The 17995-nt window shown below is 34.0% G+C and carries 13 protein-coding genes; 2 read left to right on the top strand and 11 right to left on the bottom strand.

Annotation, left to right across the window (positions count from 1 at the left end):
- Positions 1-11 precede the first annotated feature (11 nt).
- Positions 12-1073 carry a sorbitol dehydrogenase gene (gene gutB, locus GNE05_RS03590; protein ID WP_032867615.1) on the bottom strand — a complete coding sequence of 354 codons (1062 nt, stop codon included), beginning with the start codon at positions 1071-1073 and terminating at the stop codon, positions 12-14.
- Between the two features lie 200 nt (positions 1074-1273).
- Here gutB and GNE05_RS03585 point away from each other — a divergent pair, with 200 nt between their 5' ends.
- Complete coding sequence (locus GNE05_RS03585; RefSeq protein ID WP_160182444.1) at positions 1274-3754, top strand: NB-ARC domain-containing protein; 2481 nt, start codon at positions 1274-1276, stop codon at positions 3752-3754.
- Positions 3755-4444: 690 nt separating this feature from the next.
- On the opposite strand, the gene GNE05_RS03580 is transcribed toward GNE05_RS03585, so the two are convergent.
- From GNE05_RS03580 to GNE05_RS03535, 10 genes are all read right to left on the bottom strand, one after another.
- Positions 4445-5191: an ABC transporter permease gene (locus GNE05_RS03580; RefSeq protein ID WP_044053014.1), complete on the bottom strand. Its 747-nt coding sequence runs from the start codon at positions 5189-5191 to the stop codon at positions 4445-4447.
- 2 nt (positions 5192-5193) lie between these two features.
- Positions 5194-6090 (bottom strand): ABC transporter ATP-binding protein, encoded by an 897-nt coding sequence (locus GNE05_RS03575; RefSeq protein ID WP_044053015.1) that lies wholly within the window; start codon positions 6088-6090, stop codon positions 5194-5196.
- A gap of 2 nt (positions 6091-6092) precedes the next feature.
- Positions 6093-7199 (bottom strand): ThiF family adenylyltransferase, encoded by a 1107-nt coding sequence (locus GNE05_RS03570; protein ID WP_160182443.1) that lies wholly within the window; start codon positions 7197-7199, stop codon positions 6093-6095.
- A 19-nt stretch (positions 7200-7218) separates the two neighbouring features.
- Positions 7219-8076 (bottom strand): SagB family peptide dehydrogenase, encoded by an 858-nt coding sequence (locus GNE05_RS03565; protein ID WP_044053017.1) that lies wholly within the window; start codon positions 8074-8076, stop codon positions 7219-7221.
- Positions 8076-9017, bottom strand: a complete 942-nt coding sequence (locus tag GNE05_RS03560; RefSeq protein ID WP_160182441.1) for a thiopeptide-type bacteriocin biosynthesis protein — start codon at positions 9015-9017, stop codon at positions 8076-8078. Before GNE05_RS03560 ends, GNE05_RS03565 begins: the two co-directional genes overlap by 1 nt.
- A gap of 19 nt (positions 9018-9036) precedes the next feature.
- The gene (locus GNE05_RS03555; protein ID WP_160182440.1) at positions 9037-11016 is read right to left on the bottom strand and encodes a TOMM precursor leader peptide-binding protein; all 1980 of its coding nucleotides are present in this window, start codon (positions 11014-11016) and stop codon (positions 9037-9039) included.
- Between the two features lie 3 nt (positions 11017-11019).
- Positions 11020-12645, bottom strand: a complete 1626-nt coding sequence (locus tag GNE05_RS03550) for a hypothetical protein (protein WP_160182439.1) — start codon at positions 12643-12645, stop codon at positions 11020-11022.
- Between the two features lies 1 nt (position 12646).
- Positions 12647-13738 carry a lantibiotic dehydratase C-terminal domain-containing protein gene (locus tag GNE05_RS03545; protein WP_044053021.1) on the bottom strand — a complete coding sequence of 364 codons (1092 nt, stop codon included), beginning with the start codon at positions 13736-13738 and terminating at the stop codon, positions 12647-12649.
- An 11-nt stretch (positions 13739-13749) separates the two neighbouring features.
- Positions 13750-16383 (bottom strand): lantibiotic dehydratase, encoded by a 2634-nt coding sequence (locus GNE05_RS03540; RefSeq protein WP_160182438.1) that lies wholly within the window; start codon positions 16381-16383, stop codon positions 13750-13752.
- A 73-nt stretch (positions 16384-16456) separates the two neighbouring features.
- Positions 16457-16621, bottom strand: coding sequence for a thiazolylpeptide-type bacteriocin (locus GNE05_RS03535; RefSeq protein ID WP_072588276.1), 165 nt, complete (start codon positions 16619-16621; stop codon positions 16457-16459).
- Between the two features lie 186 nt (positions 16622-16807).
- Between GNE05_RS03535 and GNE05_RS03530 the strand changes: the two genes are divergently transcribed.
- Positions 16808-17971 carry a M20 metallopeptidase family protein gene (locus tag GNE05_RS03530; RefSeq protein ID WP_046559394.1) on the top strand — a complete coding sequence of 388 codons (1164 nt, stop codon included), beginning with the start codon at positions 16808-16810 and terminating at the stop codon, positions 17969-17971.
- Positions 17972-17995: the final 24 nt, after the last annotated feature.

The raw sequence follows: 17995 nt of genomic DNA, 5'->3' as shown, positions 1-17995 counted from the left end.
TCCCCGTTCACTCAGCGATTTGGATACACCATCACTTTTAAGCATTCATTTTTGTATTGAAAGGCCCGTTCCATCGCCTCTTGCGTCTGCTCCAGCGGATATTTGTCCGTTACAAGATGCTTCGTGTCCACAATGCCGGAAGCGAGAAATTCAATTCCCTTCGGATACGTATTCGCATAACGGAAGATTCCGTATATATCAATCTCGTTATCTGCAATAAACGGCACATTGAGCGGGATCTCGTTCTGAGAAGGCAAACCGACAATCGCCAGTTTTCCGCCCCGGCGCACGGAAGCCAGTGCGGATTGCAATGCCGCCGGATTCCCCGCTGTTTCCCAGGCAGCATCAACGCCTCTGCCATTCGTGATCGTTTTGATTTCTTCACCGGCATCCTGTTCCCGGACATTGATGACATGCGTCGCGCCCATTTTTTTCGCGGCATCTAACCGCAGCGGCTCCAAGTCGGTCACAATGATTGTGCCTGCCCCGTATGCTTTCGCGGCCGCAACGGCCATCAGCCCCACAGGGCCCATTCCCATGATCGCAACCGTAGAACCGGGCTGGAGCTTCGTTCTCGCGGCCGCATGAATGCCGACAGAAAACGGTTCAATCAAAGCCGCATCTTCATAGGATAGTGAATCCGGAATTGAAAAAACAAAGTCCTGACGCATTTTAATATATTGGACAAACGCGCCGTCAACCGGCGGTGTCGCCAAAAACTGTACATCCGGACAAAGATTATAACGCCCTTCCTTGCACGCCTCACAGCGTCCGCACGTGACACCGGGTTCGACAGCGACCCGGTCTCCCACCTTGAATTGATCGACAGACGATCCGACGGCGGCTATTTCTCCCGCGCATTCATGACCGAGGATAAATGGTTTTTCCACTACATAATTGCCTATTCTGCCATTTGTATAGTAATGCAGATCAGATCCGCAAATTCCGACAGCCATCACCTTAATTAACACTTCATCATGATTGATGTCAGGCACGGGCAATGTTTCGATTTTGATTTCTCTCGTGTTGTGCATAACCGCCGCTTTCATATTTTGAGGCACTGTGTGAGTCATTTGGCAAAATCCTTTCTCTGCTTTGAAATGTAAGTGCATACATTTTTGTTTTCTCTATTACTGCCCCTATTTTATCTGCTTTTCCATACGTACAACAGCCTTTCCTGCTGTATAAAAGGACAGCCGCACTGTACTTTTTATTTTTTCATATACAAAAAACACTGAATTGATAAAATAGTACTAATAGGAGGTGCAGGCTAATGGCTGAACTTGAAAACCGGGCACAATTTGCAGAACTGCTGGCACCTGCCGTCAAATCGCTGAAACATCATCCTGATTTCAAAATTAAAAGGACAAAGAACGTAAAATCCGGACAGTCTTATATAGATCAAATCGCACTCCGAATAGGCGTTTCCTCTAACACGATCAAAAGCTGGATCGGACAGATGGGCGCAAACTACATTCCCGGACGAATTGACGACGGAAAGTTGTTCGGCATGGTCTGGATCATTATAGAAAAGACTGATATGGATCCTGAATGGCTGACCGGCCTTCTGGAAACCACCACCATTCCCGTCATCAAACCCGCATTGCCCGTTTGGACGGCGTCTTGTCTAAAAAAAGCAAAAATACTCCGGAAAGACGGATCATTCGGAGCGCCGAGTGATGACGATGTTGAAAAAGCAGTAAAGCGGCTGTTTCATGACAGACCAAGCCACGAAACGAATGCGCTTACAAGAAACTCCGTCACGCATAACTTACCGTCACGCCGGACGGGAAACTTTATCGGCCGCGACTTTGATATAGAGGCGATTCGACAATGGATGCTGTCTCCGTCACCGGTCTGTTTAATCACAGGCTGGGCCGGCATGGGAAAAACAACAATCGCTCTTGAAGCAGCCTACCTTTGTGCCGGCGGTTCACCAGATTGGCCGGCATTCAACAGCATCATCTGGATCAGCGCGGACTGGAAAGGATTGAGCTTCAGCGATTTTTTAAACACGATCGCCTATCAGCTCGGACGCGCAGAACAAATCGATAAATCAATCAACGAAAAACGGTTCGTCGTCCGCAATGCATTAGCCGCTCATTCAAATGAAAAACCGGTATTGCTGATCGTTGACAGCATCGATACAGCGGAACGTGACATTCACGAATTTATTATCGGCCTTCCGCAAGGCGTAAAAGTCCTCCTTACGGCACGGGAAAACGTAAAACAGACATACCGGGACGGCCTCGGGGAACTGGCGGCCATCCAGCTGAGCGGCCTTGAACAAACGGATGCCCTTGATTTTTATCATCAAGAAGTGCACCGCTGTCTGCAAACATGCAACCTCCCGCATAAACGGGAAAAGCTGGAGCAGCTGCTGCAGCTATCGCCTGACCTTAAGAATGAATTCATCTCGGCAGCCGCCGGCAACCCGAAGGCCATGGCACTGAGCATTGCATACATGTCAGACGACGACATCCCCGCTCCGCAGCTCATTCAAGAACTTAAACAAGCAGGCTACTCATTATTGGAATTGTTTGAGGTTCTCTTTGGCCGCACATGGGACAGATGTCATGAAGACACACGAAAACTATGGCAGACGCTTTGCTTTTTCGCTAAGCCCCCTGATGAGAAAAGCTTGGCTCAAGCGGCCGGATTAGACGTCCGGCGGTTTCATTACGCGATTGAGCAAATGCGGTCATATGCTTTAATACAGCCGGAACGAAGCGCAGGAAGTATTCAATATGCAGCCCATCAAACCGTTGTCGCTTACGGAGAACAGCACTTATCCGAAAATCACGAATTAGCAAAAGAAGCCCGCAGCCGCTGGGCGCATTATTATATTGATTATGCGGAAACCCATATAAAGCGGGAACAGCCCAATTCTGTCTATTGGAGCTACTTGCTGGGACGGAATTTAGAGCAAATGAAAAAGGAATGGCCGAACATCCTAAAGGTCATCGAATGGTCGGTCGAAACCGGACAACATGACATCCTGATCAAACTCATCATCCGCATCAGCCATTTTCTAAGCAGAATCAACCTGCCCCTGCGAATCGAATACGGATTAAAAGCCGCCGATGCCGCCCGTCAATCAGGCGAACACACGCGGGAAGCTTACTTTCGGATCGACACGGCAGGCTGGGCGCTGATGGAAGTCAACGATTCAGACGGAGCTCTCAGGCAAATAGAAGCCGGCCTGAAGATACTCGAACAATCAGGCGCACCGGATCACGACGACTTGAAAGTATGGGGAACCGCCCTGCAATCGAGGCTGCTGTTAAAAATCGGAGAACCGGACAAAGCGGCAGCAATGCTGGACGGCATCAAAGATCAGCCCGTCTCGCCCATTATCCGGCACAGGGTTCTTCTGGTCCGCGGCGACCTGAGTTTCGCCCGCTCTCACTACGAAGAAGCCATCACATTATACGAAGCGGCAAACACAACCAGCGCCGCATACGGCGGCGAAAAAACGATAGAAGCCTATTTCAACCTCGGCATGGCTTACGTCAAGTGTGATCAGCTCGAAAAAGCGGAAAAAGCCTTTGAACAAATGCTCTATGACAAACATAACGCCAATCAAGTTGAACTCATCTACTATTATTACGGAATGGCACAGCTCTTGTATCGTAAAGGAGAAAATAAGAAAGCGATGGAATCGAATCAGAAGGCGATGCGTTTGATTGATTCGTGGGAGCCTGGGATTGGGATTCGGGGTGAGGTGGAGCAGTTGGAAGAGATGCATACATAAAATAGTAAAAGTAGTTAAACATAGAGAAAACAGTTTGGCAACAAAATAAGGAGGCCTATTTTTAAATGAGAGGAACTTGCCTTTCATCCTAGCAATCTCCATATGTAAAGCTATATTTTAATAAGTCAGCGTCCCTAGCTGCTCGGAAACATGATCGCTATACCATATCTACAAGACCGAGATCTGGGCGAGCCGATAGAAAAGTAAATAAATAGCATTTGGTAGATGTATTTGTAAAAGAGATTATACATGAGCTGAATGTTTAGCATAAGATGAAATACAGTTGACAAAAACCAAGTGGTATAAGACGTTGAACAGTCAATAGTTGAAAAATACATATATGGAAGAGCAACTAGAGATAAAAAATCTATTTTCATTAAGAAATCAAAACGGAAAAGAAAAGACAGGGGGCACGCCGGCTCAAAGGTTCTACTAGCCTGTATCCTAAAGGCCCCCCCTGGCTCCTCCGCTTTGTTTCATAGCTAAAGTCTGAGTGTACTACCCCTTAAATTATATGGACATGCTTAGGTCTCTTAATTTAAACAAGGAGTTATCTCTGAGGTAAAAGAGTTCATAAGAAATTAAATATGCCCAAAATAGTTTCAAAAGTGATTTTGACTTCAGCTATTTCTTTTTTTTGACCTGTATCCGTCATCTATATAGTCAAATTTTGAAACCTTGTAAAATATTCTATGAACGACCTACCTGTTTCTTTACTATTGCAAATATTGATAATACAAACAGCACAACAGTATAAACAATAATAATTAAGAAACCATAAACCTCAGGCTTATGATGAAATAAAATATCTCCTGGTATATCTACAATGTAATACATGGGTAAAGCCTTAGATATTATTTTTATAAATTCTATTGATAAATTAGGGGGCTGAAAAAGTCCACCCAAGAATAGTAAAACCATAAATATTCCTGTACCAACTACTTGAGCTGAATCACTAGGCACTAAACTCCCAATAACAATACCTGCAAGAATAGACACAATAGAAGTAATCCATATCCATAAACCAACGATAATCAATTGAACAAAAGAAATACCCATTCCTTGATAAACACAAGCAACCCCAAATACAATAAACACAATAAGAAAGTTTAAAAATAACTGTGATACAACATTTGAAATCATATAAATAGTTGGGGATAAGGGAGATACCTTAATTAATTTTATCCAACCTTGTGAAAAATCCATTGACAGCCTGTTACTTAATGTATTAAGGCCACTTCCCATAACCCCAATTGCTGCACAACTAATCATTAACTTTAATTTCCATGGCACTCCGTCTATCATTACATCCCCATTTACCTGATTTATCAAAATGAAATAAAACAAAATTGGAAATACTATAGTAAAAATTACAAACCTTTTATTCCGGACTGTTCGAATTAACTCACTTTTACACTGTATAATAAGCGTATTCATTTTTACCTCCCGATAGCTGATTCTGTTACCTTATTATAAAAGTCCTCTAAGGTTACATTTTTAATTTCTAACCCGTCTATTTCAAAAGACTGATTCATTAATGATTTCATTGTTACCTCAACATCTCTACTGTTCAGCTTCACTTGATTACCTAATATTTCTACACCAGTAACATAAGGTAATTGTTTTAAAAACTGTTCATCTATATCACTCTTAGTATTAAAAGTTATATAACGGTCACTTACCTTCCTTTTCAATTCATCGGGTGAGCCATCTGAAATAATTTTTCCATTATTAATAAAAATGATTCTATCAGATATCGAATCCGCTTCTTCTAAATAGTGTGTTGTAAGTATAACCGTTTTATTTTTTTCTTTAATTAGTTTTCTTAAAGAATTCCAAAAAAGCTGGCGAGAAGAGATATCCATACCTACAGTAGGTTCATCTAGAAATAAAAGGTCAGGGTCTCCACACATTGCTAAAGCAAAATTCAGTCTCCTCTTTTGCCCTCCAGATAATTTAGTAGAAATTACATTCTCTTCTTTCTTTAATCCTGATATCTCCAATAGTGTGTTAACAGGTAGAGGATTGTCAAAATAGCTTCTAAAAAGAATTATGGTTTCTTTTACTGTTAACAAGTTAATCACGCTTACTTCTTGAAACATAACTCCAATTTTTTGTCTCACTTTCCTAGCAGTTGCTTCTTCTCCTAATATCCTTACTATTCCTGATGTTGGTTTAATTAAACCGAGCATGATACCAATTGTTGTTGATTTTCCTGCCCCATTAGGGCCAAGTAACGTAACAATGGACCCTTTTTGAATTGACAGAGTCAAGTTTTTAATTATCTCTCTATCCCCAAAGCTTTTATGTATATTTTCCAGTTTAATAATAGCCATTGTTAACTCCTCTTTTCTAAAACATTAGCATTACATGAACAATACGGATTCTTAACTAAATGGTTAATTTCAGCATCAAAATTTAGAGTTTTAATCTTCAATTGTTTCCCAATCGTTAGACTATTTTCAGGTTCAATTTTTCTTGGCATATCACCAATCAGATTGGGGAGATCTGTTAAAAATAAACCCGAAACTATTGATGCCTGATTGGGATTAAAGATAATACTTTTTTTATTAGGATTTATTATGTGTTGGTTATATCCATAATAATTGTAATCAATACCTAAATTTCTATTTGATTTCTTGAAACAATTATAACAACCTGTTTGACCTGGAATAAAGGTTGGGCCTATATATAAATCCCACCGATCAATCAGTAGTAAGGTCCACTTAAAGTTATATTGATTAGCCAATTGGTTTACAATATTATAAAGATATGAATCATACTCATCCGTTGCAATTATGACCATATTACAATCGGATAAATATTCACTTAGTCCACTTTCAGAATCGCACATTTCTTCTATAATCTTAACATTTTTAGAGTTAATTGTATTTTTATGAAATTCTTTATAAGCCTTTACTTTGCTGTCTCCAATCTTTTTATTAGTATATTCATAACAGTGGTCTATATGCATTTGATTAATTATACCATAATCAATTAATTTCAACTGTTCAAAATCAAATTCTAAAAGACCTTTAGCTACTTGAACACCAAGTACACCTAATCCAATGGACGCAATTCTTGTTTTGTTGATAGAGTTGTCAAGAAACTTTTCTTTTCCGTACATATTATTAGTTAGCCAATACGGAGTATTCGTTTCTGCTTTTGCCTCCATGAAATATCCTTTTTTGATTCCTGCAATTATAATTTGCAATATGATTTTTTTATTTTTATTAGGTACAACTTTAACCACATCTTTAATAAGACAATGATCACTTAATTTTTCAAAGAAGCTCTTTATCCAATTTTCTTTATATTTGTCTTTTAAATGGAATACACTCTCTGAAAGATAGTTAGTTTTAATATATACTTCATTATCATTAGGGAAAAAGGGAAAATATCCAGGAGTAAAAACAATTTTTTTGTCCATTATATCATTATCCACTGTATTACCTCCTTATATACTAACCGATCGGAATCATGTATAGAACAACCTCAGAAACTCCATCTAAGTCCAAAAAATTATTAGCCCTATCATCATAAAAACCTGTAAAAGGTATAGACTTTTTCTGTAAAAATGTACTCACCAACAAAATATTTTGAGCAATATGACCACTTTCCATAAGCGCTAATCTATAAGCTCTTAATCCATATTTATCAGTTTGATATTTAAAATTAGCTGAAAGCATAAAGACTGCTGAAGCTTTTTCAAAACTATCTTCTGCTATTATTGGATTTCGCTCTTCATCCGTTGAAATCCCTATGGAGTTTAGTGGAACATTTATATCTTTTTCTCGTTTAATTAAGAATAATTTATTAAGTTGTGGGCTAAATAAATAAAGGCCGCTTTTCAACCCCTTAACTTTTTGGATATATATATAGATATCTATGGAATACAAAGCTCCTCCAGAAGGATACGTTCTTTTATTTATGACAAAATTCTGTTTACTGTTAGTTATTTTTTTTACTTCTGTTATACCGAAGCTGTATTGGAGTAATTTACAAAGTTCATCAAATGTTATCTCTTCCCCCTTAAAATCCCAAGAACTCCTTCTGTTTTTGAGCACATGTACAAAAGCATTTTTATCATTCAACTCTTCAAAAGATGGAATTTTGTATTCTTCATAGTATCTTTTTTTTATATCAGCTTTTGGAATAGAGTATGGAAGTAAAGGCATTTGTTTATAGAATATATCAGGATAATACTTACTATTCTCATGGTATAATGATGCTAACCAAAACCTTTCTTTAAAAAATTCATTTACTCGATCATCTGCACTAATAGCGTTATAAGAATTCACAAACCATTTTTTGGATTCCATCAATGCACCAACTCTTTTAAAAGACTACCTAGAATAAATTCAAAGCTGGGGGTAATCCCCAACCTATTGTTAGTCATGTGAATAATTGAAATAGCAATTGAATGAATAGCTTCTTGCTGAGCTTTATCCCCATCTACATTATTTCCACTTATAGGGCTGATTAAATCTGCATCCATTTGTAAAAGTTCATTATAAGAAATTCTTAATTGTTGCTGCCAGCTTGCATATATACCAGATATGTTCTCTAAGGAATCTGTGTCACACAATTCTATACGATTTTTTATATAGTTACCTTGTTTCTGCTTTAGAACAATTATCAACTCGTTAAATTGTTTTAAATCGTCAATGTATGTTTTCCAAAATTCAGCGTAAACACTAAAGAATGTTTGGATGTTTTGAATACCTAAACTTTTAGCAGTAATATACATCAAATCTATTGCAATAATTAATAGTTTATTAAACTCTAATTTTCCACTTATAATCTTAGAAACCATTTCACTTGAATGGTGAAATAAATTTTCACTAATATGTATGGCTTTAGCACCGCCATATCTTCTATATTCAGGTTTATAATCAATTAACTCAACCGAATGATTCGTATAAAAAGGAAGGATTTTATAATCTAACTTTTTACCATCAAATTTATGATTTTTATAGTATTCTTCAGCTGTTAATTGAGGTATACCTTTAAATTTTTTATACTCCGAAACAATTTTTTTTAAATCATTTCTTATTTTATTCTTATTACATTTTAAATTTAACAATCTCAATCTTATATGAGGTCCTCCCTCCCAGTATCTTATAAAAAACCATTTATCTATTAAGCTGCTTTTTTTTAAGCTTTCTACGAAGGGGAAAAAATCCACTTGAATAAAATGATCATAACTATCTTTATCGTGTAAAAATATATGAATAGATGTCCAATTTTGTTTCAAAGACATTTAACCATCTCCTCATGAATTATGGAAAAGGGTGTGGGTACGGATTAATATCTTGTTCTGATTTAATCGTCTTATTAGACTTTAAAAACTTTACTGCATGTTGAAGTCTCTTTAAATTAATTCTTCTATACTGATGTCCAAAGGACATGGTTAACATCCCCTCAACCAACACTTTAACTCCGTTAAGATTGAGTTCTTCTAATTCAAGACTAGTTTGATTTACAATAAATATATCCCCAAAAATGGTTGTAACTTTATTCATTAATTTTATAACTTCATTCGTGAAATTATCATCCGGATTATTTTCATACCATGATTTGTACTGCTTATCAATATCTTCAATGTTATCTTTTGAAAATAAAAAAGATAAACGCTCATAAGCATCTGGATGAGAATAGAGTAGGACATGGTCATTCATTACCTGAACCTTGCCTGAATCTTTCACCATTTCCGCTGCTTTGTCTCTTTGTTTTATAAACTCTTCTTCATAAATTGCAAAAGAAGTTGATACTTCTACTAATGCTGACAAAATGGCCTTTTCAGGATTGGGGTGTGCCCCAGCTGCCGAATATGTTTTAACTGAAGCATTATTGTCAGGGTTAACAATCAATACCCAAACCGATGGAATACCTGTTTCCATGGTTGTATCAAAAATATAAAGCTCATATCCTTGAGATTCAATTAGGTCTTTAATAATGAGTAAGTTTTTATCCTTCGCATTATCTAAGCTAATCTTAGTTAATGGCCTTTGAGTATACCACGCTACTAAAAACGCATCTCTTTCTATAACCTCTAATAACCCATAGAAAATAGCTTCTTCTATTGAACTTCCTAAAGCACAGCCATTTGAGGTTTCATAAACAAAGCGATTATGCTTTTGTTCTTCTTGATTAAGCAAACGATAATAAACCATTGTTTCTGGTAATAACTTTGATTGTTTTTCTTTCCAAGAATAACTCCAACACCAGTTAAGTTCCAAATCATCAGTATAATATTCAAATTTATATCCCGGTTCGTTATACTGGTTTTTATTATGAAGCGTTAACCTTTCGGGGTTTATAGCAATTTCTTTTAACTGATTATAAGAACCACGTATGTTTGTTTTTGTACGCCGTGGATGCATACCAACGTATCTTTCTAAAGCTTCAAGAATTGATGAGTTTTCGGAATCGTAAAAATTATATGTGCGCCCACTCCCATATTCTTTTTCTTCTCCTTCAAACAACGGCATTTCTGCAACTACAAATGGCATCCACCTAATTTTAGATTGATTTCTAAAAATATGAGTAACCAGACCCGTTTGATAATCCAGATAATACTTTCTCAATGTCTTTCGACTTAAAGTATTATTAATCCTATACTTATCTTTGTCCCAGATAAAATGATCTTTAAAATCAATCATGGCAAAAGATGATGAATCTTCCGGTAAAGTACTACATACGTAACACAAAGGATTCGGCTGAAATAAATGTGTTCTTCCTTCTAATGTGATGAGATCGCCAATATAAACCCTTCCACTTAATAATTCAGTACTGTCCTCTTTTATGTAATAATTGATTTGATTATAGATCATATTTACATAAAAAAGAATAGATGGTTCTTCAATTACATCTTTGATTTCCCCATAAATAGAATAATCATCAGTTTTTTGCTTTAATATCTCTTTATTAGGGTGGGCAGTGATTAATCTTTTTTCACAACAATTAATGCACCCTGAATTACGATTAGGTACAATCCATGGTCCTATAAAAATCTTAGTTATATCAATACACACTCTTAATAAAGGGATATTATTCTCTAGAGCAAATTCTTGAATTTCTAATTCTTTTCTTATAGCTTTATTATCTCTGCAGCTAAGAACTATACTAGTTTCCTCTATATATTTCAAAGCTATTGTAATATCATCTACTCTTTTGACTTTCATATTATTCTTTAAAAGAAATCTTTGAGCATTATTAGCGAGATATCCCTTACCTACTATTAAAATTAACTTTTCCACTATTTATACCTTCTCCCTATCCAACTTTAGCTGACCTATAATGACTTTGCTTTTTATAACGACTGGGTCTACATCTTGTAATGAATATTTTATAAATATCTGTTTTTCTTTTAGCTCATTTTTTATTTGTTTTACCCAATCAATTTGCGAAATTTGATCAACATCATTTAATTCAGATAGATTGTGTACAATTCTAAAATTATTCGTTCCGTCAACATAATGTATATGTTCATTCGAGATGGTGGATATTTTTTTATACTCATCTTCATAAGCCAATTGGAATCTAGATATTAATTCTAAAAATCCGTATAGCAATGAATCATGAATATTCTTACCATAACTAATAAACTTTTCATTATTATGATCCGTGAATAGTAGAAAAGATATATTTTTAACCTCTAAAACCATTTTATAAACATTAAATGGTTTATTAATTCGTTTTATTAAAAGGTTATACTGACTATTCAACTCATCATTTTTATCCCATTCATACGCTTCAAGATTTAGTGGTCTGCAAATAATCTCATCTTTTTGAAGAGTTTCTTTTAGCAACAAAAATAATATGCCTTTTTCCAAAAACTCAACCAAATTTCTTCCTGAAGACCAAACTTCACCATGATACTTAGTACTGAAGTAATTCCTAATAATATTAAGAGTTAAACTAGATTCTACATCTGCTAAGGATTTCCCGTACCCTACTAATTTTAAGGGGTCAATATTATTTTCCAGCTTAACTATTGTCGATAAATGAGGTACAGGTATTTGAGGTAACTTTTCTGGTTCAATATTATTTAAGACTCCTATATATTTATCCTGAATGAGTTCCATATCAATTTCTTCTAGTTCATAACTTTCAATTAGATCTTTATCGTCTACAACCAACCAGTTCTTATATGCTATACTTTTGTTCATAAATATAGGGTGAGTGCTTACTTCTAAATTAAATGGATCAATTGCATAAAATAGTTTTGAATTTTCTTTATTATCTCCTAGACAACTCAAAATTTCTTTCATGCACAAAATACTTAAATATTTGCTAATAGAATTATTATTATTATGTAAAGGCACTTTTTTATCTGTAATTCTATTAAAAAGATAGTTCCACTCTTCAAAAGTAAACCACCCAACAATCCCATATCCAGATATTGAAGTAGCAACTAGAACCTCGTTAGTTCCCTCCATTTTAAAAAGGTCTAATAAAGTATTATGATCATATTCGTCACAAACATAAACTAAAGAACTTTGATTTATTCCATTCCTTAAAGATTGTTGTTCATTATTTTTTATCCATGAACTTAATAATTTGTAAGATGATCCGCCTCCATACAAAGATAAAAATGGTCTATCAATTAGAATTTTTTTTGTTTCTCTCTCTATTTCTTCAATCAACAATACTTTTTGTTTTATTAGTAGTTTTAGCAACTGTTCTACAGTCTCACACTCATCTTCAGAAAAGTATGAAATTATATCTCTTATATTATTGTGTTTTTCCGCTGCATCAAGAATCTCACATATAATTTTGTATATCCTATTTCCCTTAATATAAAAAGAATTTTCAATTGTTCTTACCATACAACCATTATTATATTTTTCGATTGTAAAATAATTATTCAAAGATACTTTATTCACATCATTCCACCTCACGATATCCCATTAAATCTTTCCAATTGACATTAAGTCTTTGTTCAACTGCATTAGATAAAATATAGCAAAGCATATTTCTATCCTTAGAATTGAACCCTAAAATTGGGAGTTGTTCATAAAAGAGGTTAATAATAAAACGATATATATTAAAATCTTTAGAAGATAACAACTTAATTCCTTCATTACTTTTTATTAAATGTTTATGAAAATGGCTCAATTCATTAATTTTTTTGGGGTCATTCACTATACTTATAAAATCGTTTGGAGAGCTAATATCTACCGATTCAACTCGTTCCAGATTACTCCAAGTATCATCTATTAAATTATTCCATTCATCAAATAAGCTTTTATTATCAATTTCATTTATGGAGATTATATAGTTATCAATAAAGCTTTCAATTTCTGTTTTTATTAATTCTTCTGTTTTTTTAAAGTCCTTCACCATTATAGATTCAATATTTCTTCTTTTTGATTCATGGATAAAACCTTCTGCATGAGAACGAAAACTTAAATAACCATATTTAATTCCACCTGAAAAGCAATCCGCTACTAAAGCCATGAAGCACGCACAAATAATTAGACGTTCATTTTTAGAAGATGACTTGTTTAAGATTTTCTCTATAATTGGAGTGAATTTTGTTAGAAACTTTTCTCTTTCTAGAATTAATGGCATGCTATTTTTAAATACAGTTACATTGCGTTTATAAACTAAAAATCGAATCGTGTTGTTATTATATATAGGGGTATATGGAGCATCAATCTGTTCCAACAAAGCCAATTTCCTAGAAATCTCTACATATTCTTCTTTATTAATCTTAGTTTCAGAAGGATTTATTTGTAAATAAGTTTGAATTTCTCTCGCTAAATAGGCCTGAAGTTCACTTCTTGTATCATCTGTAAAACCCGTTATATTTATATCAATATGAGGCCCGTTTAGCCAATGTCTTTTTAAATAAGCTTGACATTGTTTACTTTTCAAATTATTTATTAAGGGAAAAATACAATTTATTAAAAGGGAGTCTTTTTGTTCTTCATAATGATATAATCTTAAAGTTAGCCAGTCACTTTCTTTATGCATTTGCTAATCACCTAATTTTTTTGAGTTAATTCAATGATATACTCGTTGACGAAATTTTCTTTTTCTGACTCAGGACTAGATATATCAGGAAGAGCCTCTTCTATATGAATCCCATATTTACTATTAGAAGTTACTTTTCTAAACATTTTACAAAAAAGAGGGTTCCCTAAATCCATGTACAGTGGTTTAAAACTTTCCTCGTCACTATTCTGTTTATCATTTTGTGCGTTACTATCAATCTTTTTGAAATTTGTGGGGATCATTCTGAAAAAGAATTTCGTTGGTATTCCGTTCTCATTTGCCCAATTTTGAATTCGAAAAAAATATTCATCATCTGATATATTTTGTATACTAATTATATACTTTCTAGGAATGATCCATTTCTTTCTCTGTAAAATTAAATTATCTATAATAATCCTTCCATATTTCCTGATATCCTCTTCTTCGGTATCTTTCAAGTTTAATTCGTTATATGTGTGAAAAGGTAATCCTATGAATCCCGATTGGAATAAATGTATCAAATGTTTTTGTAACTTCGGTAAATAAAAAGGAGTGAGATAACCTATATAAAAAGGATAGATTTTCCCTATTTTTTTGTGTTTAAAAACTACTCTTTTTGTATTTTTATCAAAAAATAGTATTAAATCGTTAATATTTATTTGCTTGTTTGTATCTCGAGCAAGATGATAACTAAGCATTTTTAGTTCGTATTCCCCCATCTCAGGGTGTAAATTCGCATTAAAACCAGGGGAACTAGAAATTTCAACTGTAGTGCCATCACTACCAAATATACTTTCTCCTAAATGTTTTTTGAGTTCCTTATATATTTCGGGTGAGTAGTAACTGAGAAACCGTGAAAAAAACTCAGTATAACCTAAGTATACTTGATTAAGAACTGCAAGATCACTGTGTTTACTTTTAAACTTCTGCAAGAAAAAACTGTGAGAAATAGTTCTAGATTTAAATTCTTTAGGAATATTATCATAATATCTATTTATATCGTCTTCTGAAATAAAAACATCTTTTCCATCTTTACTTTTCGTTATAAATTCCTCAAAAAACATAATCTTTAGTTCATTCACTTTTTGTATATGGTCAAGATCTTTTCCAAATTCAGGATCGTATCCGGGATTTATGGTTTTAATATATTCATTAAAAAGAGGTGTTAGTTGGTGCAAAAATTCCTCAATATTATCACATACCCCATTGTGACCATACTTTTTCACAAACAAATCAGCAACGGCACTCTGATAACGAAATCTCACATCAAACAAAGGTGATATTTTTTGAAGTAGCTTAATGCTTTTTAATACAGGATCCCATTCGCTTTTACTTTCTTTAGCTTCATTTAAAATTATAGAATCCTCATATAATATATTGTTAACTATTTTATCTGAAAATGGGATATTTAATAATTCAGCAATGGCTCTGACTGTATTCTTTAGTTTTGAAAGTAAATTGTTTTTTTTGTTTAACTCTGCATTGGAGTATTGATCTATATTTTCATTTAATTGTTTTAATAATTCAATTAAACTTTTAACCACTGGAACGTCCCAATTAGAAATCTTGGTAATAAACTCATCAATAATATTGTCCGACTGCTCATATAAATGTAACGTTGGGAGTATTAGCTGAATTTGATAAATTTTATTTATAAAATCCTTACTTTCTTTCTCAGAACCAAAATAAGACTTTATAAGACTTAAAAGCTCATTATATGTTAATGAACTTTTTGTTTTTATAACTTTTATAATGTTATTAATAAAATCATTGTCTGTAATTTGTACTAGCTTCTCATTCATTCGATAAATTTTAGAAGAGGTGCTAATTCTGTCATCGTTCATAATATAACTAATTGTATTTTCTTTAATCTTTGTCGTAGGGTTTATTATATAGGAACAGAACTGCATTACTTCTTCATGTGCCAGTAAGTATTCAAAAATTCTCATTACCAGTGAATAGTTAATTTTATAGTAACTTTCGGTTCTATTTTCACTTTCATTTATCGAGAATTTGTGTTCAGCCCAATCTCCTATTGCTGTAGATGTAAAGGTGCTAAAAGGACTTGTCTTGCAGGCAGTTCTTATTAAGAAAGTGCTTAATGCGGGTTCTATTTTTCTTAATCTCGATTTTTGATCTTTAATTGGAGTACTAATATATTTCTTTGTTTTTTCATACATAACCTGACTGGTCAAAAGAATACCATTCAATAGATTCTCATTATCAACTACTTTTTGAAAATTCAATCGGATATCATTTAATTCATTTTCATAAACAACAGGATATCTTCCCATTAATTTATTAAAGGCAGAAAGCTTATCATTCCACTTTTTCAAACAGATTATAATTTCCTTGGATATCATCTGATCACAGATCTCTTTTTCCATTGACACCTCTTTTCTTTTATGTATGGTTTTTTTTATTGCAATCAGTTTATCTCTGACCATAGAACTTTTAGTATTTTCTATATTGTCATAAATTAATTTAAAAATGTGTATTTTTATTTCCTCTAATATATGTTCAGTGTCACGTATTTTCCCTATTAAAGCCAACGTTTCATAAGCAATTAAGTCGCGCAGTTTATCGTAGGGCATACCCGCGACTCTTTTTAAATAATAGGGAGTTAATATTTCTGCTTTTCTCATGTTTTACCCCAACTAAAATTTATTCGGATCTGCAGCCCAATTGCATTTAATAATTAATAATTATGATTCAATTTTATGAACAACAAGAAGAACAGCAAGAAGATGAGCCACAAGTTGAATGTCCGCCAGATCCACTCGTTGCTCCTGTTTCAGGAATAGAAATAGAATCTGTTATTTCAGTTACGTCAAGTCCTGTAATTTCTAAGTTATTTAATAAGTCATTTTTTTCTTTTTTCATAGCATTAAGTACCCCCTGAATAAATTATTGGGCTACAGTCCGCTATTTATGATATCATATTCTTGTGTAAAATCAAGAATTTTTAGGAATAATTTATTAAATTGTGGGAAAACAAAGGACATATGACATGAATATATAATATAATTATTGACAGTGGAGTAGATCAAACTTTTTTGGAGGGTTTTTATGGACAGATTAGCTTACTTGAAAAAACTAATGCCTTATCTTATAAAGGTAAGAAGATACTTACATAAACATCCTGAGATCGGATTCAAGGAAACTAACACTAATAGGTACATCAATAAGATTTTAACTAAAACTAACATAGATGTTATTGTTCCTAGAGTTGCTAAAACAGGAATTATAGCAAATATGAATATAAATAAAGACTATAAAACACTTGCTTTTAGAGCAGATATTGATGGATTGCCTGTAGCAGATAAGAAAAATGTTTCTTATAAGAGTATTTATAATGGGATGAGTCATTCTTGCGGCCATGATGTACATACAACAATTTTAATTGGGGTTATTATTATGCTCCAAAGATTAAGAGATAGCCTAAAATGCAATCTTATTTTCATTTTCCAACCTGCTGAGGAAGGACCAGGGGGTGCTGAGAGAATCATAGATTCATCTTTAATAGATAATGCAAATATGATACTAGGACTCCATGTTCTTCCTCACTTACCTACAGGTTATATAGCAGTGAGTGAAGGACTGGTAATGGGGGCATCATCAAAGATTCAGATAAGGATACGTAGTAAATCGTCTCATGTTGCTGAGTTGAATAAAGATGAAAACCCTATTGAAATTAGCGCGGAATTAATTTTGTTCCTTAAGAATTTGGAGAAAAAATTCAATGAAAAACATGAAAACTTTTTATTTTCTATAAGTACTATAAATGGGGGATATTATTATAATACCCTAGCTGATGATATTTCTATGACAGGGACAATTCGTTCCTTTTCGCAAGACATTAATAAAATGTTTTTTAATTACATAAAACAAGAAATGAAAAAATCTTTCCCTGATAAGATAGTTAATGCTATTGAGATGAGCTTTGAGTCAATGTATCCGCCACTGTATAATAGCAATGAATCTGTAAATCTTATTAAAAAAGCAGGGGCCAAGTCACTTGGACCTGATAAAGTCGTTCCTGCTTGGAAAGTATTGGGGGCTGATGATTTTGCATTCTACACAAAAAAAATAGATGGTGGTTACTTCTGGTTAGGAACCAACTTTAATGGTGAGCCTCAACATAACCTTCACAGTCCCTACTTTGATGTTGATGAAAATTGCATATATTATGGTATTCTAACTTTAGTAGAATCAGCTCTATGTTATTCTTGAAGAGAAGCATAAAAGTTAGAGACC

Source organism: Bacillus sp. AM1(2019) (genome assembly GCF_009906915.1).
Taxonomy (GTDB): domain Bacteria; phylum Bacillota; class Bacilli; order Bacillales; family Bacillaceae; genus Bacillus; species Bacillus velezensis.
The sequence above is the reverse complement of the archived record's forward strand: the minus strand, read 5'-3'. Positions and strand labels throughout refer to the sequence as shown.